Source organism: Saccharothrix coeruleofusca (assembly GCF_017876325.1).
In the GTDB taxonomy this organism is placed as follows: domain Bacteria; phylum Actinomycetota; class Actinomycetes; order Mycobacteriales; family Pseudonocardiaceae; genus Actinosynnema; species Actinosynnema coeruleofuscum.
Genome location: NZ_JAGINV010000001.1, coordinates 2,411,511 through 2,437,448, shown reverse-complemented (window position 1 = coordinate 2,437,448; position 25,938 = coordinate 2,411,511). Strand labels below are relative to the sequence as shown.

At 72.8% G+C, this 25,938-nt stretch carries 23 protein-coding genes; 15 read left to right on the top strand and 8 right to left on the bottom strand.

Annotated elements, in window-relative coordinates; genetic code table 11:
* Positions 1-2: 2 nt before the first annotated feature.
* On the bottom strand, positions 3-860 hold the full coding sequence (locus JOF41_RS11200; protein WP_307867373.1) for an alpha/beta fold hydrolase: 858 nt from the start codon (positions 858-860) through the stop codon (positions 3-5).
* Positions 861-960: 100 nt separating this feature from the next.
* Here JOF41_RS11200 and JOF41_RS11195 point away from each other — a divergent pair, with 100 nt between their 5' ends.
* Positions 961-1,374, top strand: coding sequence for a winged helix-turn-helix transcriptional regulator (locus JOF41_RS11195; RefSeq protein ID WP_209618394.1), 414 nt, complete (start codon positions 961-963; stop codon positions 1,372-1,374).
* An 83-nt stretch (positions 1,375-1,457) separates the two neighbouring features.
* On the opposite strand, the gene JOF41_RS11190 is transcribed toward JOF41_RS11195, so the two are convergent.
* On the bottom strand, positions 1,458-2,180 hold the full coding sequence (locus tag JOF41_RS11190; RefSeq protein WP_209618391.1) for a haloacid dehalogenase-like hydrolase: 723 nt from the start codon (positions 2,178-2,180) through the stop codon (positions 1,458-1,460).
* A gap of 79 nt (positions 2,181-2,259) precedes the next feature.
* Between JOF41_RS11190 and JOF41_RS11185 the strand changes: the two genes are divergently transcribed.
* Positions 2,260-3,465, top strand: coding sequence for a helix-turn-helix domain-containing protein (locus JOF41_RS11185; RefSeq protein WP_209618388.1), 1,206 nt, complete (start codon positions 2,260-2,262; stop codon positions 3,463-3,465).
* Between the two features lie 292 nt (positions 3,466-3,757).
* Here JOF41_RS11185 and JOF41_RS11180 read toward each other — a convergent pair whose 3' ends face one another.
* The 3 genes from JOF41_RS11180 to JOF41_RS11170 form a co-directional block, all read right to left on the bottom strand.
* On the bottom strand, positions 3,758-4,153 hold the full coding sequence (locus JOF41_RS11180; RefSeq protein WP_209618385.1) for a hypothetical protein: 396 nt from the start codon (positions 4,151-4,153) through the stop codon (positions 3,758-3,760).
* Positions 4,154-4,231: 78 nt separating this feature from the next.
* Positions 4,232-4,906: an HAD family hydrolase gene (locus JOF41_RS11175; RefSeq protein ID WP_209618382.1), complete on the bottom strand. Its 675-nt coding sequence runs from the start codon at positions 4,904-4,906 to the stop codon at positions 4,232-4,234.
* Between the two features lie 380 nt (positions 4,907-5,286).
* Positions 5,287-5,865: a TetR/AcrR family transcriptional regulator gene (locus JOF41_RS11170; protein WP_229795675.1), complete on the bottom strand. Its 579-nt coding sequence runs from the start codon at positions 5,863-5,865 to the stop codon at positions 5,287-5,289.
* 101 nt (positions 5,866-5,966) lie between these two features.
* Between JOF41_RS11170 and JOF41_RS11165 the strand changes: the two genes are divergently transcribed.
* Positions 5,967-7,241, top strand: coding sequence for an MFS transporter (locus tag JOF41_RS11165; protein ID WP_209618379.1), 1,275 nt, complete (start codon positions 5,967-5,969; stop codon positions 7,239-7,241).
* A 119-nt stretch (positions 7,242-7,360) separates the two neighbouring features.
* On the opposite strand, the gene JOF41_RS11160 is transcribed toward JOF41_RS11165, so the two are convergent.
* Positions 7,361-8,296 carry a glycosyl hydrolase family 18 protein gene (locus JOF41_RS11160; RefSeq protein WP_307867372.1) on the bottom strand — a complete coding sequence of 312 codons (936 nt, stop codon included), beginning with the start codon at positions 8,294-8,296 and terminating at the stop codon, positions 7,361-7,363.
* 151 nt (positions 8,297-8,447) lie between these two features.
* Between JOF41_RS11160 and JOF41_RS11155 the strand changes: the two genes are divergently transcribed.
* Positions 8,448-9,104 (top strand): pentapeptide repeat-containing protein, encoded by a 657-nt coding sequence (locus JOF41_RS11155; RefSeq protein ID WP_209618375.1) that lies wholly within the window; start codon positions 8,448-8,450, stop codon positions 9,102-9,104.
* A 59-nt stretch (positions 9,105-9,163) separates the two neighbouring features.
* Positions 9,164-12,163 carry an alpha-mannosidase gene (locus JOF41_RS11150; RefSeq protein WP_209618372.1) on the top strand — a complete coding sequence of 1,000 codons (3,000 nt, stop codon included), beginning with the start codon at positions 9,164-9,166 and terminating at the stop codon, positions 12,161-12,163.
* Here JOF41_RS11150 and metG read toward each other — a convergent pair.
* The gene (gene metG, locus JOF41_RS11145; protein WP_209618369.1) at positions 12,158-13,654 is read right to left on the bottom strand and encodes a methionine--tRNA ligase; all 1,497 of its coding nucleotides are present in this window, start codon (positions 13,652-13,654) and stop codon (positions 12,158-12,160) included. The genes JOF41_RS11150 and metG overlap by 6 nt on opposite strands.
* 238 nt (positions 13,655-13,892) lie before the next feature.
* Between metG and JOF41_RS11140 the strand changes: the two genes are divergently transcribed.
* The 10 genes from JOF41_RS11140 to JOF41_RS11095 all read left to right on the top strand — a co-directional run bounded on the left by JOF41_RS11140 (position 13,893) and on the right by JOF41_RS11095 (position 24,118).
* Positions 13,893-16,157 carry a helix-turn-helix domain-containing protein gene (locus JOF41_RS11140; RefSeq protein WP_307867371.1) on the top strand — a complete coding sequence of 755 codons (2,265 nt, stop codon included), beginning with the start codon at positions 13,893-13,895 and terminating at the stop codon, positions 16,155-16,157.
* A gap of 122 nt (positions 16,158-16,279) precedes the next feature.
* Complete coding sequence (locus JOF41_RS11135; protein ID WP_209618363.1) at positions 16,280-17,380, top strand: hypothetical protein; 1,101 nt, start codon at positions 16,280-16,282, stop codon at positions 17,378-17,380.
* Positions 17,377-17,739: a hypothetical protein gene (locus JOF41_RS11130; RefSeq protein ID WP_209618360.1), complete on the top strand. Its 363-nt coding sequence runs from the start codon at positions 17,377-17,379 to the stop codon at positions 17,737-17,739. The genes JOF41_RS11135 and JOF41_RS11130 overlap by 4 nt, the downstream gene beginning before the upstream one ends.
* Complete coding sequence (locus JOF41_RS11125; protein ID WP_229795679.1) at positions 17,733-18,524, top strand: ESX secretion-associated protein EspG; 792 nt, start codon at positions 17,733-17,735, stop codon at positions 18,522-18,524. The genes JOF41_RS11130 and JOF41_RS11125 overlap by 7 nt, the downstream gene beginning before the upstream one ends.
* Positions 18,525-18,560: 36 nt before the next feature.
* A complete protein-coding gene (locus tag JOF41_RS11120) occupies positions 18,561-18,905 on the top strand; it encodes a YbaB/EbfC family nucleoid-associated protein (protein ID WP_189223841.1) in 345 nt (114 codons plus the stop codon).
* On the top strand, positions 18,902-19,228 hold the full coding sequence (locus tag JOF41_RS11115) for a type VII secretion target (RefSeq protein WP_209618357.1): 327 nt from the start codon (positions 18,902-18,904) through the stop codon (positions 19,226-19,228). The genes JOF41_RS11120 and JOF41_RS11115 overlap by 4 nt, the downstream gene beginning before the upstream one ends.
* Positions 19,225-20,028: a WXG100 family type VII secretion target gene (locus tag JOF41_RS11110; protein WP_307867370.1), complete on the top strand. Its 804-nt coding sequence runs from the start codon at positions 19,225-19,227 to the stop codon at positions 20,026-20,028. Before JOF41_RS11115 ends, JOF41_RS11110 begins: the two co-directional genes overlap by 4 nt.
* Positions 20,025-21,134 carry a serine hydrolase domain-containing protein gene (locus JOF41_RS11105; RefSeq protein ID WP_209618353.1) on the top strand — a complete coding sequence of 370 codons (1,110 nt, stop codon included), beginning with the start codon at positions 20,025-20,027 and terminating at the stop codon, positions 21,132-21,134. Before JOF41_RS11110 ends, JOF41_RS11105 begins: the two co-directional genes overlap by 4 nt.
* Positions 21,131-22,189 (top strand): alpha/beta hydrolase, encoded by a 1,059-nt coding sequence (locus tag JOF41_RS11100; RefSeq protein WP_209618351.1) that lies wholly within the window; start codon positions 21,131-21,133, stop codon positions 22,187-22,189. The genes JOF41_RS11105 and JOF41_RS11100 overlap by 4 nt, the downstream gene beginning before the upstream one ends.
* Before the next feature lie 246 nt (positions 22,190-22,435).
* Entirely contained in the window at positions 22,436-24,118 is a 1,683-nt protein-coding gene (locus JOF41_RS11095; RefSeq protein WP_189223845.1) for an aminotransferase class V-fold PLP-dependent enzyme, read from the top strand.
* Positions 24,119-24,180: 62 nt separating this feature from the next.
* Here JOF41_RS11095 and JOF41_RS11090 read toward each other — a convergent pair whose 3' ends face one another.
* On the bottom strand, positions 24,181-25,785 hold the full coding sequence (locus JOF41_RS11090; protein WP_209618348.1) for an amino acid adenylation domain-containing protein: 1,605 nt from the start codon (positions 25,783-25,785) through the stop codon (positions 24,181-24,183).
* Positions 25,786-25,938 lie beyond the last annotated feature (153 nt).

Sequence of the window (25,938 nt, the reverse complement as noted above, 5' to 3'; positions counted from 1 at the left end):
GCTCACCCCGGCAGATCCGCGGCCAGGAAGGGGTCGAGTAGCGCGAGCAGCGCGTCGGGGCGGTCGAGCGGGATGATGTGGCCGCAGTCCTGGAGGTGGTGCCCGACCAGGTCGTCGGCGATGGGACGGAGTTGGCGTTCGAGCGCGGTGCCGACGGGGTGGGAGCCGACGGCCATGGTGGGCGTGGTCAACCGGGCCGTCGCGACCGCTCCCCGGATCTGCCGCGCGCTGGTGGGCAGGGCCCGGTAGTAGGAGAACGCGCAGCGCAGCGCCTCGCTCCCGGTGTACGCCTGGACGAAGGCCGCGCGGATGTCGTCGGGCACCCCTCGCCCGAGCGTCCCCGCGTCGAGGAACCAGTTGATGTACGGGGCCTCGTTGCCCGCCAGGACGGTCTCGGCGAGGCCGGGGACGGCGTGGAAGCCGAACCACCACGGGAGGCCGCGCCCGACGATGTTCTCCGCTCCGGGCAGGTCGCCGACCACGCCCTCCATCACGACCAGGCGACGGACGAGGTTCGGCCTGCGCAGCGCGAGCAGGACGGCCGGGGTGACGCCCGCGTCGATGCCGACCACCGCCGCCGAGGACTCGCCGAGCGCGTCGAGCAGCCCTTCGGCGTCGGCGGCGAGGGTGCCCGCGTCGTAGCCCTCGACGGCCCGCGCGCTGGCGCCGAAGCCGCGCAGGTCCGGGGCGATGACCCGGTAGCGCCCGGCCAACCGGCCCATGGTGTCGCTCCAGAGCCGCCAGGTGTGCGGGAAGCCGTGCAGCAGGAGGACTGCGGGTCCGTCCCCGGCGATCGCGACGTTGAGCTCGACGCCGTTGACCTCGACGCGGCGCAGGTGGTGTGCGGTGGTGACGGGCACGACGGCTCCTCCACGTGGTTACCATTGGTTACCACAAAACGATAGGTAACCGCTGTGCCGCTCGGTAGAAGGCACTTTCAGGGAAGGTGGTGAGCCGCAGGTGACCACCCCGGGAGCCGGGGTCGCCGGTCGCGGGGCGCGCGGCGACCTGTTCGACCCCCTTTGCCCGACGCGGCAGTTGCTGGACCGCATCGGTACGAAGTGGACGTCCATGGCCGTCAAGACCCTCGCCGACGCCGCGCCGGGAGAGGTGCGCTTCGCGGAGCTGAGACGCCGGATGCCCGGCGTCTCGCAGAAGATGCTGGCCGTGACGCTGCGCGCCCTGACCCGCGACGGGCTGGTGGCCCGCCGGGTCGAACCGACCGTGCCGCCGCAGGTCTTCTACCGGCTCACCGGCCTCGGGCTGTCCCTGGAAACCGCGCTCGCGGGACTGCGGACCTGGGCGGAGGAGCACATGGCCGAGATCAAGCACGCCAACGAAGCCGCCGACCGGCAGGCCGCTGAAGGGGTGTGATCGAGGACGGCGCACCCCGTTCCTCCCCGGAGCGCGCAGCGGGCCCGAAGCCGACCATCGTGGGCACGCATCCGCGATGGCACTCAGCCGTCCTTGGTGTCCTTCCGAGTGACCGCCTTCTTCAACGCCGCAACGTCCGTCAGATCGGGGAGCACGGCTTCAGCGCCGACCCGCTTCAGCTCGTCGACACCGCTTCCCCCGCTCGCCACCGCGATCACTCGCACTCCGGCCGTGCGCGCGGCCTCCACATCCCTGGGCGTGTCCCCGATGAGCACGGTGTCGGCGCCGTCGAAGCTGCCACCGGTCCGCTCGGCGGCCCGCCGCTGGGCGATGCGCACCAGCTCGGCCCGTACGTTGTGGTCGTCGCCGTAGGCACTCGAGTTGAGGTCCACGTACCGGTCGAGCCCGAAAGCCTCCAACTTCACGCGTGCCACCGACCGCAGGTTGCCGGTCAGCACAGCCTGGTGAACGGTCGGGTCATCAGCCAGCGCCACAAGTGCTTCCCGCGCGCCGGGAAGCACCCGCCCCCGCTCGGCCAGCTCGGTGCGAGCGGCTTCGTAGCAAGCAGTCAGCGCCTCGGCCAGTCGGGTCGCGTTGGCCCGCGTCGGCTCGACGCCGTGCAGGACGAGGGTGTCCGCGATGATGTCCAGTTCCGTCCGGCCGCTCACGTCGGCCAGATCCACGAACGGCCGATCGAACGCGGCGGGCACAGCCCGGACGTACATCTCACGCCCCACGCCGCGCGAGGCGAGCAGCGTGTGGTCGATGTCCCACAACACGAGCAACCGAGGCGTGATCACGACCATCAGTTTGTCACCCGGTGGTGGCGCTGGCCCGGCTCGTAGCATCGAGCCGATCCAACCTCGATGAACGGGAGCGACGGGTATGGACAAGGAGCTTGCGCGGCGCATCGGGGAGCGGGTCCGGTTCTACCGTGTCGCTGCGGGCAAGACGCAACCGGTCACCGCAGGCCTGGCCGGTATCACAGTAGATTACCTGTACCAGATCGAACGCGGCACGAAACTGCCGACGATCAGCGTGCTCGCTGATCTCGCCAACGTGCTGAAGCAACCCGTGGACGCACTACTCCACCACGTGCCCACTCCTCCTCGACGGACGGCGGAGGCCACAGGGGATGAACTGCACCGGGCTTTGACGTTTCCCGTCACCGAGACCTGCACCACCAGTCCGGATGAAGTGAATGCCGCCATTGCGGTTGCCTGGCACGAGTGGCAGACATCACCGCACCGCTACAGCCAACTCACGCGCACACTGCCCCGGCTCGTCACGATGGTCGAAGGTGCGCTTGCAGCGCACTGCAGCCCGAGTGAAGCGGCCAGCCGGCAACAGGTTCACCGGCACGCGGCCGACCTCTACGCTCTCGTTCGCACAGTTGCCAAGCGGCTTGGGCGCGCGGACTTGTCCCTCCTGGCCGCAGATCGCGCCATCCGGGCCGCCGAGGTAGCCGATGATTCATCACGACTTGCCGTTGCCCGGTGGAATCTGGCGCAAGTTTTGCTGGCGAGCGGAGAGTTGGCGGGTGCCGAAGCCCTCGCCATGCACGGAATCGAAGAACTGGCGAACACCACGGCGGATGACAGCGCCGATGTGCTCGCCCTGCGCGGCTCGCTCCTGCTGGTGGCGGCTATCGCCGCCGCGCGTCGCGGGGACCGGTGGGTAGCTCGCGACCGCCTGCACCTGGCGGAATTCCTCGCTCGGCGCACCGGCGAGCGCAATACCCTGTGGACCGCGTTCGGTCCGACCAACGTCAGAATGTTCGCCGTATCAGTGGAGGTCGAGACGGGCGACGGAGCCGAGGGCTTGTGTCTCGCGGAACAGATCGACCACGACCGCTCACCATCCATCGAGCGGCGCGTAGCGCTCCTGCTGGACCAAGCCAAGGGGTACGAACAGCGCCGTGACTTCATGGGCGCGCTGGTGATGCTTGCCGCCGCCGAACGCCAGGCACCAGAAGACGTGCGCCACCGCCCTGCCGCCCATGCCGTGCTGCGCCAGCTCGTGCAACGCGGTCGTCGGACCTTGGCAGGCGAAGCCGCTCGTATTGCTGTTCGGGCGGGAGTACCCCTCTAGCCCACTCCCCTGGCCAACTCGAGCCGACAGCTCGGGTTACTCCCAGGTAATTGCCATAGCATCATCTGCGGTTCGCCTGTCCAAGGCAGATCCGAAGCACGCGGGAACAGCGAAGGCGGGATGCGACGTGTCGACTCTTTCCGATCTTGCAGTGCCCTGCGCGCACTTCCTCCTGAAATCACCGCCCGATGCCCGAATCAGCCCCGACAGGAGGTCAAATAAATGTTAAGGATTGTCGACCCCGCCCCTTGCGGGCATCTTACCGGAAATCTGACTGCGCCGTGACACGCGATCAAGATGCCGAACAGATGCCGATGCGGCAGTACTTGTATCGCGCGAACCACAGCCGCGCCTGCGCGAACTGCCTCGCCCTGGCGCACACATTCCACGTTCCGACCGCCGAAGACGTCGAACTCCCCAGGGCCGGCGACCGCTTCAGACTGTGGCGATGGCGGTGCCAGTGCACGTATTGCACCTGCCCGGCCATTCTCGTGACCACCGAACCACCAGGTGGCAGCAGCACATACGAAAAGGACCGGCCGGACCCGTGAAAAATGATTTCGGCATACGCACTCGAACGAGCACGGAAATCGATGTCAACTGCGCGGTCGAGCACGAGATCAGCGGCGGACAGGTATTCCTCTCGTTCGCCGACGGTGCGTTCTGTCTCCACTTCACCGACGAGCACGCTTTCAGAAGGTTCATGAGTGAGGCCATCAAGGTGCTGTCCGCCCTCGGGCTGAGCACATAGAAGGCCGTTCCGGGCTCAAGCACCGGCCAGGCGCAGCACCGCACCCAGCCCGCGCTCGCGATTGACCGCGCGTTCGGTCGGCAGCAGGTACACCGGCAACCCCGCGCGCACCGCGGCGCCGTCCTTGACCGGGTCGTCGCCGACGTAGAGCGTGCGGCCGGGCGGCGTCCCCATCTCCTGGCACGCCAGCGCGAACAGGGCCGGGTCCGGCTTCTCCAGGCCGTGCTCGCAGGACAGCACCACGGCGTCGAGCAGGTCCAGCACACCGGCGTCGGCCAGCGCGGGCCGGATGTCCCAGCCGATGTTGCTCAGCACCCCGATCCGGACACCACGGTCGTGCAGGGCTTTCAGCACTACCGCAGTGTCCGGGTAGGGCGTCCACGCGGCCGGGTCGGTCAGCGCGGCGTAGACGGCGTCGACCACGTCCGGCGCGAAGGGGCCGGACTCGGCGATCAGCCGCGTCCACACCGCCCGGTGCGCCTCCTGTGACAGGTCGCAGCCACGGCGGGCTTCCAGGGAGGCGGGCGAGTCGACGTGCGCGAGCACCGAGCGGACCACCTCGGTGGCGGTCAGGCCGCCGAGGTCCGCACCGCTGGCGGCGATGGCGTCGGGGTCCAGGACGGAGGTGTCGTCGAACAGCGTGCCGGAGAAGTCGAACAGGACGGCGTCGAAAGTGCTGTCGTGATCCACCCCTCCGACGCTAGCGCTCGGCCCGGGACCGCGCGTTCGGATCACCGGGTGGTGTCGGCCTACGCCCGCGTGCGCGCCGGGTAGTCGGTGCAGCCCTTGTCGTCACCGCCGAACATGGTGGTCGGGTCCACCTCGTTCATCACTGCTGGCAGCTCTCGACGCCGCCGAGGCACGTCAGCTGCACGGCCTGCTCGAGCAGGTCGCGCGGACCGTCCAACGCGACGGCCTGGCCACCAACGACCGCTACCCCACGTCGGCAAGTACTACCCGTGGCACCCGATCGGGCCGATAACTGCTACCCGAAGCCGAACCGGGCAGTGGTTGATCGGGTAGTGGTTACCGGCCGTCCTGGGCGTGCCGGGTAGTACTTGCCGACGTGGTCAGGGCTGCCAGGCGCGGAGCAGGGTGGCCGCGTGGGTCGCGAGCAGGTCGCGCGGCAGCCCCTCGCCCGTGGCCAGGACCTGCGTCACGACCGGGCCGATGAGCTGCACCGCGGCCAGCGGGAGGTCCGGCATGGCGGGCGCGGAAGGGCGCACGCGCACGAGGACGTCCCGCGCGGCCAGCGCGAGCAGGTCGGCGTCGCGGACCAGGGCGCGCACGGCGGGGTCGTGCTGGGCCTCGCCCAGCAGCGCCCGGAAGGCCAGACCCGCGGGCGACTCCACCAGGAAGCGGTCCAGCACCACGAGGTAGCCGAGCAGATCCTCCCGCGCCTCGCCCACCCTGGGCGCCACCAGCTCCTCCCGCACGTCCTCCGCGCACGCCTCGAGCAGGATCTCGGCTTTGGTCGCCCACCACCGGTAGACCGTCTGCCGCCCCACGCCTGCCCGCTCGGCGATGCCCTTCATCGTCATCGCCGCGTAGCCCACGTCCACCAGCAGGTCGTCCACGGCTTCCAGCACGGCGCGCCGGGCCGCCTCGCTGCGGGGACGACCAGGGGCACCGGCTGAGCTGCGCTGCACCCCCGCAGTATACGAGTCACCGTGTCTCGTAATGTGCTAGCGTCCGCTTAACGAGGCACAGTGACTCGAAATCGCCTCCCGACCCCGCTGGAGACCCATCCGTGTGCGCCGCTTGCAACCCCACCGACGCCGCGCCCGTCCCACCCAGGCCCGCGCGGTTCGCGGCGCTGCGCAACCGGGACTGCCGCACGTACCTCGTCGGCACCGGCCTGGCGATGATGGCCGACAACATCGAGCACGTCATCACCTACTGGGTGCTGTGGGAGAAGTTCCACTCCCCCGCGCTGGCCGGGTTCCAGGTGATCAGCCACTGGGTGCCGTTCCTGCTGCTCTCGGTGTGGTTCGGCGCGCTGGCCGACCGCTACGACTGCCGCCGCCTCATCCAGGCCGCGCAAGGGCTGTTCATGTTCGTCTCCGCCGCGTGGGGCGTGCTGTTCCTGACCGGCGCGCTGGAGGTGTGGCACGCCTGCGTGCTGCTGGTCCTGCACGGCTGCGCGGGCGCGCTGTGGGGTCCGGCCGAGCAGATGATGCTGCACGACTTCGTCAGCCGCGAGGAGCTGCCCAGCGCGGTCCGGCTCAACGCCACCTTCCGCAGCCTCGGCGTCCTGTTCGGACCCGTGGTCGGCTCGGCCCTGCTGCTCGGCCTCGGGCCGGTTTCGGGGATCTTCGCCAACATCGCGTTCTACCTGCCGCTGACGCTGTTCCTGTTCCGCACCCGGTACACCGGCCACGTCCGCGACGCCGCCCCGCGATCGCGGATGGGGGTGCGCGACGCGCTGCGCGTCCTGCGCGACGTGCGGTCCAACCCGACGCTGGTCAGCATGATCGCGCTGGCCGGACTCGGCTCGTTCTTCATCGGCGCCTCGATGCAGTCCGCCATGCCGATCTTCGCCCACGACCTGGGCGCGGGCAGCGAGGGAACCGCCTACGGCGTGCTGCTGTTCGCCAACGGCGCGGGCGGCGTCATCGGCGGACTGGTGCTCGAAGCCACCGGGCGCGTCAAGCCCAACGTGGCCGCGGCCGTGGCCAGCACCGCCGTCTACGGCCTGACCAGCTTCATCTTCGCCATCACCGGCAGCTACCCGCTGGCACTGCTGATGCTCGTCGTGGGCGGGGTGGCGAACCTGGCCTCGATGTCGATCAGCCAGACCGTGGTGCAGCTGCTCGCGCCGCCGTCGGACCGGGGCCGCGTGATCGGCCTCTACAGCATGTCCTCCGGCGGTCTGCGGGCGGGCAGCGGCTTCACCGTGGGGCTGCTCGGGGCCGTCGTCGGTGTCCACTGGTCCATGGGGCTCAGCGCCGCCGCGCTGACCGTCGGCGCGCTGGTGATCGGCATCTACGCCCTGCGCGGACGGCGCGGGGCGGGACCGGCCTGACCGGTTCCGCCCCTGCAGCGCCCGCGACCGCCGACTGGTATCCCCGAACGCGCGGTTCGCACTACCCGAACGCTCGGTTCGCGGTGTCCGAACGCTCAGTTCGCGCAGGCGGGGGCGAGTTAACGCTGGTAGGAGGAGACCAGGCCGGCCCACTCCCACGGGCGGGCGGTGCCGCCGGGCCGCGAGGTGAAGTACTCCCAGCCCGCGACGCCGCCGAAGGTCGGGTACTTGGCCACCAGCGACCGCACGGTGTCGCGCAGGGTCGTGGTCACCTCGACGTAGCCGCTGCCGCACAGCGACGGGTCGGTCAGCGAACCCGCCACCACCTTGGCGGCGGGGATCAGGCCGCGGTTGACGATGGCGTCGTAGCCCCTGGTGTTGGCCAGCGAGCCCCAGCCGCAGTAGAACTGGGCGTTGAACCAGTCGATCTGGCTGCCGCGCTCCCGGTACAGGGTCTCGTAGTCGAAGCCGGAGAGGTTGCCGCCGCCGCTGAGCGCGGAGGCCACCGGCGCGAGGGTGATCACGAAGTCCTGGCCGAAGTCGGCGCGCAGCGCGTCGATCACCCGCTCGATGCCCGCCAGCGACATGTTCTCCTCGACGTCGAGGTCGACGCCGTCCAGGCCGTAGGTGGTGATGACGTTCTTCAGCCTCGGGTAGTAGGTGGCGAACTCGCGGTCCAGGCGCTGGAAGCTGCCCTGGGCGGCACCGCCGACCATGACCGAGACGCGCACGCCCCTGGCCCGCATGGCCGCCAAGTCCGTCCACATCTGGGCGTAGCGGGAGTGGCCGGGCGGGTGGTCGTTGAGGTGGACGGTGCCGTCGCCGTTGAGGTGCAGCGCGGCGACCAGCACGTCGGTGACGCCGGTGTTGTTGTCCAGCAGGGGTTTCGGCGAGACGTAGGTGCTGCCGCGGTACTGGGTCTGGTAGTAGACGACCGTGCGCTTGGGCTCCGTGGTGGCCGCCGAGACCTCGGCGACGGGCAGGGCCACGACGCCGAGCACGGCGAGCGCGACACCCGCCACGCCGCCCGCCAGCCGGAGAAAGGTCGGTTTCACAGGGTTTCTCCCGGTTCGAGTGCTCCGCTCGGGAGGTCCGCGCGGGCGGCGGGGCGGCGAGCTCCCGAGTCCAGGTGGTGCGGAACGCACGCTACGCCACTCCGGGCACGCGGAGCTTGATCCACGGGGCGGTCGGTGGCAAGGTCTGCCCGTGCGGGCACCCAGGGAGCTGGTCGACCTGCCGTACGCCTCGCACCTGGAGGCGCACGCGGGCGGCGGGCTGGAACGCGACGAGGACTACGACGTCGTCCACTTCCGCGAACGGGAGTTCGACGAACCCGACGCGGGCAACGCGCGCTTCACCGAATCGGCGTTCACCGCCGTGAAGCTCAGCGGGGGCGTGCTGCGTCGCGCGCGGTTCAACGACGTGTGGCTGCACGCGGTGCAGTTCATCGGCACCGACCTGGTCGAGACCCGGTGGCTGGACGCCGAGGTGGTCAACAGCGCCCTCGCCGGGACCGCGGTGTTCGGCGCGGAGCTGAACCGGGTGGCCTTCTTCGGCTGCAAGCTGGTCTCGGTCAACCTGCGCGACGCCCGGCTGCGCGAGGTCGCCTTCGTCGACTCGGTGCTGCGCGACGTGGACTTCGGCGGCGCGGAGCTGACCGGCGTCACCTTCCCCGGCTCGACGCTGGAGGACACCCGGTTCGACGGGGCCCGGCTGAAGAAGGTGGACTTCCGCGACGCCGCCGCGCTCGGCATCGCCACCGGGCACGACTGCCTGGGTGGGGCCACGATCGGCCTCGCCCAGGCGCTGGACCTCGCGCCCGCCTTCGCGCGGGCGCTCGGCGTCACCGTCAAGGACCGCTGACTGGCCCGACCGGGTTCACTTCGGCCGCCACGCCCGGTGGGCGACCTACGGTGGTCGGTATGCATGACGACCGGGCTCTGGTGGAACGGCGCCTCGACCGCGTCCTGACCGAGCGCGTCCGGCCCGCCGTCCACGCGCGGGCGGTGCCGCTGCAGGTCGAGGTGTGGCACGCGGGCCTGGAACCCGTGCCGGTGGACCGCGCCCTGGCCGCCACCTACGCGCCCGCCGCCGTCGGCGACCGCTGGGGGCCCGCGTGGGGCACCAGTTGGTTCCGGCTGACCGGGCGGGTCCCCGAGGCGTGGGCGGGCAGCACCGTGGAAGCGCTGGTGGACCTCGGTTTCACTCCCCCGATGCCGGGTTTCCAGTGCGAGGGCATGGCCTACCTGGCGGACGGGACGCCGCTCAAGGGCGTCAACCCGCGCAACACCTGGGTGCCGGTCGGCTCCCCGGTCGACGGCGGCGAGCGGGTGGACCTGCTGGTCGAGGCCGCCGCCAACCCGACCATCGCGTTCGGCGGCGGCCCGACCGCCCTCGGCGACGTGACCACCTCGGGCGACGCGCCCCTGTACGTGCTGACCCGCGTGGACCTGGCGGTGCGCGAGGTCGAGGTGTGGGAGCTGGTCCACGACCTGGAAGTGCTGCAGCAGCTGATGGCCGCGCTCGACGCGCGGCAGCCGCGGCGGTGGGAGGTGCTGCGCGCGGTCGAGCGGGCGCTGGACCGGCTGGACCCGGCCGACGTGCCGGGCACGGCGAAGGCGGCACGGGCCGAGCTGGGCGGCGTGCTCGCCTCCCCCGCGCACGCCAGCGCGCACCGGGTCGTCGCGGTGGGGCACGCGCACATCGACTCGGCGTGGCTGTGGCCGCTGCGCGAGACCGTGCGCAAGGTCGCCCGGACCGCAGCCAACGTCACCGCGCTCATGGACGAGCACCCGGAGCTGGTCTTCGCGATGTCGCAGGCGCAGCAGCTGGCCTGGCTCAAGCAGCACAGCCCGCTGGTCTACGAGCGGGTCCGCCACCACGTCGAGGCGGGCCGCTTCGTGCCGGTCGGCGGGATGTGGGTGGAGTCGGACACCAACATGCCCGGCGGTGAGGCGCTGGCCAGGCAGCTGGTGCACGGCAAGCGGTTCTTCCTGGAGGAGTTCGGCGTCGAGTGCCGGGAGGTGTGGCTGCCCGACTCCTTCGGCTACTCCGGCGCGCTGCCCCAGCTGGTGCGGCTGGCGGGCGCGCGGTGGTTCCTGACCCAGAAGATCTGCTGGAACCAGACCAACAGGTTCCCGCACCACACCTTCGACTGGGAGGGCATCGACGGCACGCGCGTGTTCACCCACTTCCCGCCGGTGGACACCTACAACTCCGAGCTGAGCGGGGCCGAGCTGGCGCACGCCTCGGCCAACTTCGCCGAGAAGGGCCGGGCGCGCACGTCGCTGGTGCCCTTCGGCCACGGCGACGGCGGTGGCGGCCCGACCCGCGAGATGCTGGCCCGCGCCCGCCGCACCGCCGACCTGGAGGGCTCGCCGAAGGTCCGCATCGGCACCCCGGCCGAGTTCTTCACCGCCGCCGAGGCCGAGTACCCCGATCGCCCGGTGTGGTCCGGCGAGCTGTACCTGGAGCTGCACCGCGGCACCTACACCAGCCAGGCGCGCACCAAGCGGGGCAACCGGCGCGGCGAACACCTGCTGCGCGAGGCGGAGCTGTGGTCGGCGACCGCCGCGGTCGCCGACCTGGCCGACTACCCGTACGAGCAGCTGGACCGGCTGTGGAAAGTCCTGCTGCTGCACCAGTTCCACGACATCCTGCCGGGCAGCTCCATCGCCTGGGTCTACCGCGAGGCCGACGCGGCCTACGCCGGGCTCGTCCGCGAGCTGACCGAGCTGATCGACGCCCGCCAGCGCGCCCTGGCGGGCGAGGGAACCGACGTGCTGTCGTTCAACGCCGCGCCGCACGCCCGTGACGGCGTGCCCGCGCTCGGCGCCGGTCCGGTGCGCGCCCCCGAGGGCCGGGCCGTCGTCTCCGCACAGCACAACGGATTCGTCCTGGACAACGGCCTGCTCAGGATCGTGGTCGACGAGCGGGGGCTGGTCACCTCGATCCTCGACCTCGACGCGGACCGGGAAGCGCTGCCGCCCGGCGCGGTGGCCAACCAGCTCCAGCTGCACCCGGACCTGCCGAACGACTGGGACGCCTGGGACGTGGACTCCTTCTACCGCAACACCCGCGTCGACCTGGTGGCGACGACGGCCGTGGAGGTCGAGCGGTGGGCGGGCGCGGAAGCGGTGGTGCGCGTCGACCGGGCCTTCGGCTCGTCGCGGGTCAGCCAGCGGCTGCGGCTGGGGGCCGGGCAGCGCAGGCTGGACGTGGACACCGAGGTGGACTGGCACGAGGCGGAGAAGCTGCTCAAGGTGGCCTTCCCATTGGACGTGCACGCCGACCGGTCCGCCGCGGAGATCCAGTTCGGGCACGTGCACCGGCCCGTGCACGCCAACACCAGCTGGGACGCGGCGAAGTTCGAGATCTGCGCCCACCGCTGGCTGCACGTCGGCGAGCCGGGCTACGGCTTCGCCGTGGTCAACGACTCCACGTACGGCCACGACGTCACCCGGCACCGGGACGCGCACGGCAGCGGCACCACCGTCCGGCTGTCGCTGCTGCGCGCGCCCCGCTTCCCCGACCCGCACGCCGATCAGGGCGTGCACCGGATGAGCTACGCCCTCGTGGTCGGCGCGGACATCGCCGACGCGGTCCGCGAGGGCTACCGCGCGAACCTGCCGCCGCGCGAGGTCACCGGCTCCGGGACGGTCGCGCCGCTGGTGTCGGTGGACGACCCGGCGGTGGTGGTCGAGGCGGTGAAGCTGGCCGACGACCGCTCCGGTGATGTCGTGGTGCGGCTGTACGAGTCGCTGGGTGGTCGCGCGACCACCCGGTTGACCACCTCCTTCCCGGTGGCCGCGGTGCGGGTGACCGATCTGCTGGAGCGCCCGCTCGACGACGCGGCAGCCGACCTCGCCGAACTGCGCCTGCGCCCGTTCCAGGTCCTGACGCTGCGGCTGGCACGGTCATAGCCGCCGGACGAGGACCCGCGGCTGGGCCAGCGAGTCGGAGAGCGTGACGCACTGCTCGGCGATCCGCGCGGCCAGCACGGGCAGGAAGGGCGTGAGCTGGACGGCCAGCGCGCGACAGGCCGTCAGCAGCGCGGCGAGGACCGCGTCGAGCCGCCTGCCCGCTGCCCGGTCGCCCGCGCGCTCGGCACGGGCCAGCTCCCAGGGCCGCTCGCGCTCGACGTGCCGGTTGGCCTCCTCGACGATCCGCCACACCGCCGAGGTCGCGCTCCGGAAGTCGAAGGCGGTCAACGCCTCGTGCACCAGCTCCGGCGCCTCCCGGCACGCGGCAGGCAGCTCCCCCGCCTGCTCGGGCGCCACGGCGGGAGGCCGGCCCTCGCGGTAGCGGTGGACCATCACGACCACCCGGTTGACCAGGTTCCCCAAGCCGTTGGCCAGTTCCTCGTTGGCGCGGGCGACCAGCCGGGCGGAGGTGAAGTCGGCGTCGCCGACGCGCGGCACCTCGCGCAGCAGCCACCACCGCACCGCGTCGGTGCCGTACCGGTGGGCCAGCTGCGCGGGGTCGTCGGCGTTGCCCGCGGACTTGCTGATCTTGTGGCCGTCGGTGGTCAGGTAGTCGTGGACGAGCACGTCGGTGGGCAGCGGCGCACCGGCGGACAGCAGCATCGCGGGCCAGTGCACCGCGTGGAACCGCGCCACGCCCTTGCCCACCACGTGCACGCGCCGGTCGCCCTCCACCCACCACCGCCGGTAGTGCGGGCCGTCGGTGCCGTAGCCCAGGCTGCTGATGTAGTTGGCCAGCGCGTCCCACCACACGTGGACGACCTGGTCGGGGTCGCCGGGCACGGGGATGCCCCAGCCTCGGGCCCGTGCCGTGGAGCGGGAGATGCTGAAGTCGTGCAGCCCGGCCCGGATGAAGGCCAGCACCTCGTCGCGCCGCGCGGTGGGCTCGACGCGCAGCTCGCCGCCGCTGATCAGCTCGTGCAGCCGCTCGGTGTACCGGGACAGTCGGAAGAACCAGTTCTCCTCGGCGACGGGGCGCGGCTCGACCCCGTGCTCGGGGCACTTGCCGCCGGGCAGCTCGGCAGGGCGGTAGAACTGCTCGCAGCCCACGCAGTACAGGCCCTCGTAGCGCTTGCGGTAGATGTCGCCGGACTGCTCGCAGTCGCGCCACAGCCGTTCGACGCCGACGCGGTGGCGGGTGTCCCGGCTGGTGCGGATGAAATCGGTGGACGACAGCGCCAGCGGCTCGCGCAGCGCGGCGAACGCCTCGGCGTTGCGGTCGACCAACTCCGCGGTCGACAGCCCCTCGGCCTGGGCGGCGAGCACGTTCTTGAGCGAGTTGTCGTCGGTGCCGGTCAGGAACCGCACCCGGTCACCGCGCAGCCGGTGGTGCCGGGCCAGCACGTCGGCCTGCACGGCTTCCAGCGCGAACCCCAGGTGCGGGCGGGCGTTGACGTAGGGGATGGCGGTGGTCACGTAGAACCGCGGCATCGGAACCTCCTGCGGTGACGGGGCTCCGGCGGTCCCGAGGCCCCTGGGCGGGGGCCTCGGACGGTGTTACCCGTCCAGCACCGGCAGCCCCGCGTGGCGGGGCGACATGACCGGCGTCGGGAAGGACACGACCGCGACGGTAGCGGCGCAACCGCGCGGACCCCGCCCGGTTTTCGGAACCGCACCGGGGCTGACCTCTAGGATGCGGTTCCAGCGGGCGGTGCTTGAGGGGGCGGGTGTGGCGAGCCGGTTCGGCGTACTGCTGCGGCAGTGGCGGCAGCGGGCCGGTCTGAGCCAGGAGGCGCTGGCCGAGCGCGCCGAACTGGGGGTGCGCACCATCCGCGGCCTGGAGACCGGCGAGCGCGGCGACCCGCGGGTGGGCACCCTGCGATTACTCGCCGACGCGCTGGAGCTGACCGGCGCCGAGCGCGCCGAGCTCTTCGCCGCCACCGGCCGGGCCGAGCCCCCAGCCGAGGAGAGGTCCGCGGACGAGGCGGGTCCACCTCCCCCCGATGCCGATCCGCTGCTCGACGCGCTCAAGGCGCTCGCGCACCTGATGCGCGCCCGCTGGCAGCGGGAAGAGGAGCACCGGCAGGTCCACGACCCCGTCCCGCTGCCGGTGCGCTGGCGAGCGGCGCCCGCCGCCCTGCAGGACGACTGGGCCAACATCGGCCGGGTCGAGGTCGGCGGGGCGGGGGCGGGCGGCACCGCGCCGGGGGTTGACCTGACCGGGCGGCTCGACCAGGTCGTGCCGGTCTACCGGCGGATTCCGTCCGGCAGGCTGGTGGTGCTCGGCCGCGCCGGGGCGGGCAAGACCATCCTGACCACCCGGTTCGTGCTGGACCTGCTGGCCGCTCGCGGTCCGGCCGACCCGGTGCCGGTGATCTTCGGGCTCGGCGCGTGGAACCCCCAACGCGCCGGGCTGCGGGACTGGTTGGCCGAGCAGCTGGTGCGCGACGCCCCGGACTTGGCCGCGCCCGGCCCCGGTGGCGCGACGCTGGCCGCCGCGCTGGTGGACGACCACCGCGTGCTGCCCGTGCTGGACGGGTTCGACGAGGTGGCGGGTGGTCTGCGCCGGGCGGCGCTGGCCGCGCTGAACGCCACCACCCTGCCGGTGCTGCTGACCAGCCGGGCGGAGGAGTACCGCGCGGCGGTCGACGCCACCGATGTGCTCACCGCCGCCGCGGCGGTGGAGCTGGTCGACCTCACCGCGGACGACCTGGCGGGTTACCTGCCGCGGACCACCCGCAGGACCGGCCCCGCGGGCAACGCCTGGCAACCGGTGCTGGACGAGGTGCGCCGAGACCCGGACGGCGCCCTCGCTGCCGTGCTGACCACGCCGCTGATGGTGTCGCTGGCGCGTCGGATCTACAGCGACACGCCCGACCACGACCCGGCGGAGCTGCTCGACGCGGACCGGTTCGGCACGCCGGAGGCGGTCGAGCGGCACCTGCTGGCCGAGTTCGTGCCGGCGGTCTACCGGGAGCCCGACGGCGGACCGGTCGACCTCGACCGCGCCCGGCGGGGCCTCGGCTACCTCGCCGACCACCTGAGCAGGCTCGGCACGCACGACCTGGCCTGGTGGCAGCTGGGCACCTCGGCGCGGCGCGGGGCCAGGGCGCTGGTGGTCGGGTGCGCGGTCTTCCTCGCCGTGGCGCTGACCGACGTGCTGGTCGAGGGCCCGTTCCTGGAGGTCCCCCCGGTGCTGCTGCCGCTGCTCGCGGCGATGATCGGGGTGAACGCGGGCGTCGGGTTCGCGGTGGCGCACTGGCACGTGGTCGGCGTCCAGCCGCTGGAGCCGGTCCGGTTCCGGCTGCGGTTGCGCGGCGGCCCCGGACCGGGGTGGCCGCGAGTGCGGTCCAGGGTCCGGCTCGGCCTGCTGGGCGGTGCGCTGGTCGGCTGCAGCTATGGCGTGCTGCACAAGCTGGCGCAGTGGTCGCTGCTCGGCCTGCCCGTGACACCGGCGACCACGCTGTTCGACGCGGTCCTGTTCACCGCGGTGTTCGGGGCCGCGGCGGCGCTGGTCCTGGGGCTGGTCACGGTGATGGAGGCGCCGCTGGACGTCCGGTCGGCGGGCAGTCCGACCGGGTTGCTGCGGGCCAACCGGACGGCCGTGCTGGTCCAGGTGGTGCTGTTCGTGCCGCTGTTCGCGGTGCTCATCGCGGGGGTGACCTGGCTGGTCGCGCTGGCGGTGGCGGGGCTGCCCGGCGGCAGGCTGTTCGGGGTCGCGGTGATCTGGACCCCGCTGACCGGTCTGCTGCTGGGGCTGGTGGGCGGTCTGGGCGGTGGCATCGGCTACGTGCTCGGCCTGACCGCGTGGGGTCAGTGGGTGGTGTTCGCCCGCCTGTGGCTGCCGCTGACCGGGCGGCTGCCGTGGGCCGTGCCCGCGTTCCTCGACGACGCCTACCGGCGGGGTGTGCTGCGCCGGGCGGGCGCGGTCTACCAGTTCCGGCACGCCCGTCTCCAGGAGCACCTGGCCCGGACCCACCGCCTGCCCACCTGACCGGGAGCTCCCCCTTTCCGCAGGTCAACGCCACCGGCCAGATATGGCCGCCGGTGACGGCCTGTTCCGCCGCGCCGCGCCGACCCCACCATCGGCCGGGCCGGTGACGAGAAGGGGGCGCGGTGTCGATCGAGGAGCCGACGGGCCGGGTGAACTGGGAGGCGTACAGCCACGAGGAGCTGTACCGGATGGTGTGGCAGGACGCGGATGTCGCCGACGTCGGCGCGATCGCGGCCGAGTGGGGCTGGCACCGCGACGCGCTGGAGGCGCACGCGGAGGTGCTGCGGGAGCAGCGGGCCGCGCTGCTGGACGGCTGGCGGGGGCGGGCCGCCGAGGAGGCGGCCGACCGGCTCGACGCGCTGGCCGCCGGGGTGGAGCGGATCGGCGAGCTGGCGCGCGCGGGTCAGCGGGCCGCGCAGGAGGCCGCCGAGGCCTTGGCCACGGCCAGAGCCATGATGCCGCCCCCGCCCGCGACGACCACCCCGTCCTTCACCACACCCCCCGCTCCGCCTGCCGCGCCGAACTACGCGGGGGTGTCCGCCCCGACGCTCAGCGCGTCCGGCCCCGGTGCCGCCTTCGGGGCCGCCTTCGGGGCCATCGGCACCGCTTTCGGCGCGGTCGGCGGCGCGGGCTTCAGCTTCTACTTCGGCGCGATCGCGGCGGACCAGGGGAAAGCCGAGGCGGTGCGGGCGATGCGGGCCTACGAGACCACCCTCACCGGCTGCGGCAGGCTGATCGACGCGGCGCGGACGGGAGCGCCCCCGCCCGCCCCGCTCCCCCGGACCGATCCCCCGCCCGTGGACGGGGTGCCGTGGACGCGCCTGCTCGGCAGCACCCCGGTCCGCCCAGCGGCAGCAGGCCGCGACCCGGTTGCCTGCCCGATCACGGGCGGGGCCACCGGTGCGGTCGTCTCCGGCCCCGCCGCATCCGACACCGGTCGCGCCGCGCCGCTCGGCGCGGGGTCGCACAGCGGGGTGCTCACCGGCGTGCTCACCGGCGCAGTCGGCGGCGCGGGCACGCCGACCGGGCACCCCGCCGGACCGAGCACGGCCCGCGCGGCGACCGGTCAGGTGGGGGCGCTGGCCCCGGCGGGCAGCAGGCCCGGCGACACCGAGGACGAACCGCACGAGAACCGGATGCCCACGATCGACCACGAGCTGTTCGACGTGGAGCAGGAGGCTTGCCCGGCGGTCATCGGCGAGACGACGGGAGCACGGCTGTGAGCGCGGAGCAGGGGTACCACGTCGAGCTGGATCTGGTGGACGCGCGGATCAGCGCGCTGACCCGACTGGGCGGGCTGACCGGTGACCTGGTCGCGCGCGTGCGCGAGCTGGCCGAGCGGCAGCCGATGCTGGGCACCGCGCCGCCCGCCGTGGAGCTGGCCGGGCGGCTGCGCGCCGCCGCGGGACAGAGCGGCCTGGCCGGTGCGCTGGGCGCGGCCGAGCGGGAGCTGGAGGCGTTCCTGCGGACCCTGGCCGAGGTCAGGGCGACCTACGCGGAGCGGGAGTCCGACACCGGGGCGGCGGTGCGCGCCATCGGTGAACCGGGCACGGCGCGATCCTCGACAGGAGGGGCGTGGTGATCCCCGCCGCGGCGCGCGGGACCGCCTTCACCCCCGTCGAGCTTGACCTGCTGGCCACCCACGCCGGCGTGCGCCCGCCGTTCCCGCTGCGGGTGCCCTCGTCCGGGCGCAGCGCCGACGAGCGGGACGCGCTGCTCGCCTCGGCCGCGCACGCGCTGTGCGCCCGCGGCCTGGCCACCGAACGCGGCCCCGTTGGTGTCGCGCGGGAACTGGTCGAGGCGTTGCGCGGCTACCGGGCCGCGGTCGACGTGGTGGTGGTAGGCCCCGCCGGTGAGGACTGCGCGGTGGCCGTGGTCCACGGCGACCGAGCGGTGGTGTGCCGCCAACCACGGCCAGGTGGGCGGGCGGGAGCGGTCCACGTGACCCCCGTCGGGGCCACCGCGCTGGGCGTCGAGCTGGCCGCCGTGGTCTCCGCGGTCCCGGCGGCGGCGATCCTGCCGATCACGCTGCCGCCCGGCGTGGTCGAGGACGCGCTGCGGCTGCTCGACGACGCGCCCGACACCGAAGCCACCCAGCGGTGCGTGCGCGACCTCGTCCGCACCCGCGGCGGTGACCCGAGCTCGGTCGACCGGCTGGTCGGGCTGTTCCCGGCGGTGACCGGCCGGGGCCAGCTCGGGCTCGTCCTGCGGTCCGGTGCCCGGCCGGTCGAGCTGTCCTGGTTGGACGGCCCGCGCGGGCGAGTCCGGGTGGACCGCGCGGACTCGGGCTGGATCAGCCTCAACCCGTTGCGGCACGACGAACTTCTCCGCGTCCTCGGTGAGGCCGCGGCGGTCGCCCGCGCTTGAGGCGACCGGAGAACACCACAGGAGAAGGGAAACGACATGGAACCAGCTCAGTGGCTGGCGGACTACCGGGAACGCCTCGAACGCGCGGCACGCGGTGCGCGCGCGGCGAGCGCGGGCTTGCGCGAGGTGGGGGCGACCGCGACGTCGCCGCGCGGGGAGGTCAGCGTCACGGTGACCGCCGGGGGCGTGCTCGACCGGGTCGGCCTGACCCCGGCGGCGCGCAGGCTGGAAGTGGACGCACTGGCCCTGCTGATCGTCTCCACCGCGCGCGAGGCCCAGCGGCTGGCGGGCGCGCGGGCGGCCGAGGTGGTGGCGGAGCACCTCGGCGAAGGTGAGGCGCTGACCCGGATCACCGCGCACCTGCCGGAGGCCGCGCGATGACCGGTGCCTTCTCCGCCGACCCCGAGCGGCTGCGCGCCCACGCGAGCGGCCTGGCGGGTTACGCCGACCGACTGGCCGCCACGGGTGCCCGACTGCCCGACGGGCTCGGCGAGCAATCGCTCGGTGCCTTCACCGGCTTCCTCACCGCCGGGTTGGGCGCCGCGATGGCCGCCACGCTCGACGCATTCACCCACGCGGCGTCCACTGTGGACGCGGTGGGCACCGGCCTGCGGCGCACGGCCGGGGACTACCAGCGCACCGACGACGACCAGGCAGCCGGGTTCGCCCGCCTCGACGAGAACGCGGCAGGGGGTGCCCGGTGACCACGGCGCTGGACCGGCCTGCCGCGCGGATCGGCGACCTGCTCACCGGGCTGCGCGCCACCGGCGAGGCCATCAGCGGCAAGCAGTGGCTCTCCGACGAGCTGGCGGGCGGACCGGCCGCCCCTCTCGACGCGCTCGGCTCGACCGAGCGACCGCTGTCGGCCCTGGACGAGGCCGGCTTCGGCTTCCTCACTCCGTTGATCTCGTTCCTGGAGGAGCCGCTGGACCGGTTGCGCGGCGACCCCGACGCCGTGGCGGGCGGCGCGGCCGAGTTCGACCGGGCCGCCGGGGAGGCCACGGCCGTGGCCGAGGAGTACCGCTCCTCGGCTGGCGACCAGACCGACCAGTGGTCCGGCAGTGCCGCCTCGGACTACCTCAGGACCGGCACCGAACTGGCCGACGGCGTCCTCTCCATCGCCGAGACCTCGCTCACCGCGGCCAAGGCCCTGATCGGCGCGGGCGAGGTGGTGGCACAGGTGGTCGCCACCACCACCGGGCTGATCGCCGAGGCGGTCGCCGAGATCGGGCCGATCATGGCCAAGGCGGTCGCCGAGGCCCCGGCGACCTTCGGGCAGAGCCTCGCGGTGGCGATCCCGCAGTGCGTGCGGATCGCCGTGGACTGCGGCGTGCGCATCGCCGCGCAGCTGGCCGCGCTGCTGACCAGCGGCGAGAACCTGATCAAACTCATCGAGGGCGCGCTCGGCGTGCTCGGCGTGGTCAAGGAGGTCCTGTCGTTCATCAGCGAGCGGAGCGAGAGCACCACGCCGGACACCGACCCCACTTCGGAGGAACCCGCATGACCAGGAGATCCCCAGCCCGGCTGATCGCGCTCGCCTGCGCGCTCGCCGCCTGCCTCACCACTCCGGCGGTCGCCACCGCCGCGCCGGACGACCACACCGCGACCCAAGCCCTGCTCGACCGGTACCGGTCGCAGGCCGGACCGGGCGCTGCCCTGCACGCCGGGGACCGCGCCGGGACGTGGACGCTGAGCAGCGGCACCGCGGTGGTGAACCGGAGCCGACCGATCACCTCCGACGACCACTTCCGCATCGGCAGCCAGACCAAGACCTTCACCGCGGCGGTGGTGTTACAGCTCGTCGACGAGGGCGCGGTCGAGCTGGACGCACCGATCAGCCGGTACCTGCCCGGCGTGGTCACCGGCAACTACGACGGCGACGCCATCACCGTCCGCCAACTCCTCCAGCACACCAGTGGCCTGGTCCGCGACGTCCGCGACGCCGCCGCGGGCTCGGACGGGACCTACGCGCTGGCCGAGCTGGTCCGCTCGGCGATGGACGAGCGGGCGCAGTTCCCGCCGGGCACCGCCCAGGGCTACTCCAACGTGGGATACCTGGTGCTGGGGATGCTCGTCGAGCGGATCACCGGCGAACCGGTCGGCACCGCGATCACCGAGCGCGTCATCACACCGCTCGGGCTGGACGAGACCTCATTCCCGGCACCGGGCGTGCGCGCCCTGGACACCCCCTACCTGCCCGGCTACGTCGGCGGCAGGCTGGGGCCGCTGTTCTTCTGGGTCGAGGCCACCACCGCGATCGAGCTGTCGTTCTGGAGCAGCGCCGGGGCGATGGCGTCCACCCCGGAGGACCTGGCGGCGTTCTACCGGGCGCTGCTCGACGGCCGGGTCGTCTCGGCGGCCGCGCTCGCCGAGATGCGGCGGACCTTCCAGCCCGCCGACGTCTACGGCCTCGCCCTGACGCGCGTGTCCCTGTCGTGCGGCGGCTCGGCGTGGGGGCACAACGGCATACTGCCGACCGGGCACAACTCGACCACGCTGGTCACCGACGACGGCCGGTTCGCGTCGGTGGTCACCAACACCAACATCATCAACGCCACGCCGTCCGCGGTCGACGTGCTGGACTCCGCGCTGTGCGAGGGGCAGTCGTGAAGAAGCTGACCGCACTGGCCGCCATCACCGCGCTCGGCCTGCCCGTGCCCACCGCCCGAGCGGACGGTGCGCCGCCCGCGTTCACCGACGGGCACGGGCTGACCGTGGTGGCACAGCCCAGGTGGGTGGACCACAACGAGCGCACGTTCGTGCTCACCGTGCGGACCGGGCAGGTGCCCGCGTACTCGGTGCTGCCGGGCCAGGTCTCCGGGGAGCACAGCGTCGTGGTGACGCTGCCGGAGGACTACGCCGTCTCCGGTGCCACCCGCTACCCGGTGCACTACCACCTGCACGGGCACCCCGACCGCCCGGACACCGCCGCGAACCAGCGGCTGTTCGAGGAGCCCACGGTCGGTGTCCCGCTGATCACGGTGGCGCCCAACGGTTCCGGCCGGGGCTGGTACTCGAACTGGGTCGCCCCGCCTGCCGGTCTGCGTCCGCAGAACTGGGAGAACTTCCACCTCGACCAGCTGATCCCGTTCATCGACGCGAACCTGCGCACCATCCCGACCCGCGACGGCCGGGCCGTCTCCGGGCACTCCATGGGCGGTTTCGGCGCGTTCCACTACGCCGAGCACCGACCGGAGCTGTTCGGCTACGTCGGCAGCTTCTCCGGCGGGCTGGACCTGCTCAGCCAGGAGCAGCGGGCGGCGGTCGTGGCGACCACGCAACTGCCCGGCAGCGGCACGCCGACCGTCCCGGTGGACGCCATCTTCGGTCCCCCGGTGTGGCCGCTGGACGGCGTGTGGAACGCGCAGAGCCCCGCCCAGCACGTCGGCGCGCTGCGCGGCACGGGAGTGGCGATGTACACCGGCGACGGCGGGGACCTCCTCGTGGACCCCGTGCGGGCGGTGACCGAGAACCGGGCGCGGGCGACCAACCTCGTCGCCCGTGACCACCTGCTCGCCGCGGGCATCCCGCACACCTTCGTCGACTACGGCGACGGCAGCGGCTGGGCCGAGGGGTGCACCGGCAAGCACGCGCAGCTGCCCTGCTTGCTGGCCGACATGGAGCACTTCGTGTCCCTGCTCATGGGGGCACTCACCCACCCGTGAGCCCCACCGCGCCGATCACCGGGTGTCGCGTTCCGGCCCCCGGTGATCGGCATGCCGCGCTCGCCTCGCCGGAGGCGCTGGAGCACGGCCGCCACGAGTGGAGAACCGCCGGACCGCGCGGAAGGTACACCTCGGTCGCCCGGTCCTCCAGTGCGGTCGGGACCGGCGGGCAGCCGGCCGGGTTCACCGGGGCAACATTGTGACGGACGACACTTCCGGCGGGGATTCGCGATACACCATGGCGAGATGACGGTTCCGAACGAACTAGGCGGAGCCCCGGTCGACCTCTTGCTGGAACGCATCCGACGAGGAGTCGTCGGCGAGGGGTGGACCCTCGACGGCCCGTACGGCAGGCGGCGGATCACCTACGCCGACTACACCGCCTCCGGCCGCGCGCTGGACTTCATCGAGGACTTCATCCGCCACCAGGTGCTGCCCCACTACGCCAACACCCACACCGAGAGCTCCGGCACCGGCTTGCGGACCGGACGACTGCGCGAGCAGGCCCGGCTGCTCATCCGCGACTCGGTCGGCGGTACCGAGGACGACCTGGTGATCTTCTGCGGTTCCGGGGCCACCGCGGCGATCACCAAGCTGATCGGCGTCCTGGAGCTGCGCATCCCGCGCGGGCTCGACCACCGGATTCCCACCGACCGGCGACCCGTGGTGTTCGTCGGACCGTACGAGCACCACTCCAACGAGCTGCCATGGCGGGAGTCCATCGCCGACGTCGTCGTCATCGGTGAGGACGGCGGGGGACGTGTGGACGCCGCGCAGCTGGCCGAGCAGCTCGCCCGGCACGCGGACCGCCCCTTGCGGATCGGGAGCTTCTCCGCGGCCTCCAACGTCACCGGGACGCTGACCGACACCGACCGGATCGCCGCCCTGCTGCACGAGCACGGCGCGCTGTCGTTCTGGGACTACGCCGCGGCCGGGCCGCACGTGCCGATCCGCGTGCGCGAGAGCGCACCGGGACGGCGGGACCACAAGGACGCGATCTTCCTGTCGCCGCACAAGTTCATCGGTGGGCCGCAGACCCCCGGCGTGCTGGTGGTCCGCCGCGGGCTGGTCGCCAACGCCGTGCCGACCGCGCCCGGCGGCGGCACCGTCGCGTTCGTCGGCCCCACCAGCCACCACTACCTGGACGACCCGGTCGCCAGGGAGGAGGGCGGCACACCGGCCATCGTCGAGTCGATCCGCGCGGCACTGGCGTTCGCCCTCAAGGACGCCGTCGGCGCCGAGCTGATCCAGGCGCGCGAGGAGCGGCTGTGGCACCACGCGCTGCGGCGGTGGCGGGCCGAACCGAACATCCAGGTCCTCGGTGACCAGCGCTCCGCCCGGCTGTCCATCGCGTCCTTCCTCATCCGGGCGGGTCGGGATCGGTACCTGCACCACAACTTCGTCGTGGCCGTGCTCAACGACCTGTTCGGCATCCAGGCGCGCGGCGGTTGCTCGTGCGCCGGTCCCTACGGGCACCGGCTGCTGGCCATCGACGCCGAGCGGTCCCGCGCCTACGAGGACCAGGTGCGGCGCGGGTGCCACGGAGTGAAACCGGGCTGGGTGCGGCTGAACTTCAACTACTTCATCTCCGACACCGTCCGCGACTACCTCGTCGAGGCCGTCGCGCTGATCGCCCGGTACGGCGGGCGCCTGCTCACCGATTACCTCTTCGAGCCCGAGACCGGCCTGTGGCGCCACCGCGCCGCGCTGGGAACACCGGTGCCACTGCCCGACCTGCGGCGGGCCGCGGTCGAAGGCGCGGTGCCCGACGAGGCGCGCCTGGGCGAGGACGCCCTCGCCCGCCACCTGGCGGACGCCCGGCGCCTGCTGGCGGCTCGCGCCGACCCGGCCGAGGAGGACCCCGCCGGGCCTGCCGCGGACTTCGAGGCGCTGCGCTGGTTCCCGCTCCCCCGCGCCTGCCTGGCCTGAGCGCTCTCCGCCCACCGCACGAGAGAGCACGAAGGTCGTCCGGGGAACAGCCCTTTGGGCCGTCATGGACCCGCCGGTCCGGGTCGGCGACCTGTCGGGGGGAACCGGTGGGCGAGACGTCCGAGGACGACGCGGTCGAGCTTTCCGTTGGCTGTCAGAGGGAAACAGTCCAACACTCGCACCACCGCGGGAACGAGGTAGGACGGAAGCGTCCGCGCCAGGTGCTCCTGCACACCCCGCGGGTCCGGCTCGTCGGTGGCGTTCCCCTCTTCGCAGAGGTAGAACAGGGCCAGTCCGGTGACCGTGCCGTCCTGGTCGTCGATCGGAACCACCACGCAGTTGTGGACGCCGGGCACGTCGAAGGCGGCGTTCTCCACCTCGCCCGGTTCCACCCGGTGGCCGCGGATCTTCAGTTGCCGATCGGCCCGGCCTCGGAAGTGGAGCGTGCCGTGCTCGTCGGTCAGTCCGAGATCACCGGTCCGGTAGGCGCGGACGAGCTGCCCGTCGACGCCGATCATCCTGAACTGCTGGCGGGTGTGCTCCGGGTCGTGCAGGTAGCCGGTGGCCAGCCCTTGGCCGGTGATCCAGATCTCGCCCACGGTGCCCGGCGGGCACCGGTTCCCGTCCCGTCCCAGGAGGACCACCTCGGTCCCCGGCACTGCCGTGCCCACCGGGATGCCTCCGGGGATCAGGCAGTCCTCGGGCCTGATGCGGTGGACAGTGGTGAACATCGTGTTCTCGGCTGGTCCGTACCCGTTGAACAACGGCGTGCGCGGGTGATGCCGCAGGAAGGTCGCGACGTGTCGCGGGGAGAGCTTCTCACCACCGATGTACACGTGCCCGAGCCCGGCGAAGCACCCCGGATCCTCGTCCACCATGAGGTTGAACAGCGATGTGGTCAGGAACAGGGTCGTCACGCCGAGTTCGCCCACCGCGCGACGCAGGTCGTCGGGCAGCAGGTAATCGCTGTCAGTGACAACGCTGGTCGCGCCGCTGGTCAGCGGTCCCCATACCTCGAAAGCGTACATGTCCCAGGCGGGCGAGGCCGCTTGGGGCATCACATGACCAGGGCCGAAACCGGGCAGCCCTCCGTGCCCGAAGAGCCTGGTCACCGCCGCGTGCGGAGCGACCACCCCCTTGGGCACGCCTGTGGTCCCGGAAGTGAAGAACACGGTGGCCGGGTCGTGCGGGGCCACCGGCACCGCGACCGACTTCCGCGCTCCCGCCGCCACCTCGTGCAGGTCTTCGTCCGGCACGGCGAACACGGGGCGGTTCCAGGCCTCCGCCTCAGCGGATCCGGCCGGGACGGCGGACAAACGCGGCCGGATCCAGCGCAGGAGCTTCTCGATCCTGTCGCGCGGCCACCGCCTGTCCAGCGATGTGTAGGCGGCACCGCACTTCAGGATGCCCAATTGGAGAGCCACGGTCTGGGGTGTCCGGAACATCAGCACCGGAATCAGGTCCCCGCGGGTCACCCCCTGAGCGGCCAGGCGTGTGGCGAAGGCGTCGGCGGCCGCGTCGAGGGTTCGGAAGCTGACCGGACGGCCGCGGTACACCAATGCCGGGGCGTACGGCCGCTCGACGGCATGCCGGGCCACGGCCTCGTGGATGACGCGATCAGACATGGCCCGTGTCCCCGCCTTGCACGGGTGCGCTCCCCGGCGCATCCGTCCCACCATGCGGCCAGACCGCCGGGCCCGCGATCAACTGCCCGGTGGGGCGGGTGGCCTCGCGATCGTCCAGGAAGCCCTCGGCGGTGGCAAGCGTGGGGTCTGCGGAGCCCCTGCGGGGGTGGTTCATGGTCTCTCCAGGTGGGTCAG

Excerpts from the sequence above, each read along its gene's own strand:
- JOF41_RS11190 (WP_209618391.1), bottom strand. The coding sequence starts at position 2,180 with ATGGTCGTGATCACGCCTCGGTTGCTCGTGTTGTGGGACATCGACCAC.
- JOF41_RS11185 (WP_209618388.1), top strand. The coding sequence starts at position 2,260 with ATGGACAAGGAGCTTGCGCGGCGCATCGGGGAGCGGGTCCGGTTCTAC.
- JOF41_RS11150 (WP_209618372.1), top strand. The coding sequence starts at position 9,164 with ATGCATGACGACCGGGCTCTGGTGGAACGGCGCCTCGACCGCGTCCTG.
- metG (WP_209618369.1), bottom strand. The coding sequence starts at position 13,654 with ATGCCGCGGTTCTACGTGACCACCGCCATCCCCTACGTCAACGCCCGC.
- JOF41_RS11120 (WP_189223841.1), top strand. The coding sequence starts at position 18,561 with ATGGAACCAGCTCAGTGGCTGGCGGACTACCGGGAACGCCTCGAACGC.
- JOF41_RS11115 (WP_209618357.1), top strand. The coding sequence starts at position 18,902 with ATGACCGGTGCCTTCTCCGCCGACCCCGAGCGGCTGCGCGCCCACGCG.
- JOF41_RS11105 (WP_209618353.1), top strand. The coding sequence starts at position 20,025 with ATGACCAGGAGATCCCCAGCCCGGCTGATCGCGCTCGCCTGCGCGCTC.
- JOF41_RS11095 (WP_189223845.1), top strand. The coding sequence starts at position 22,436 with ATGACGGTTCCGAACGAACTAGGCGGAGCCCCGGTCGACCTCTTGCTG.
- JOF41_RS11090 (WP_209618348.1), bottom strand. The coding sequence starts at position 25,785 with ATGCGCCGGGGAGCGCACCCGTGCAAGGCGGGGACACGGGCCATGTCT.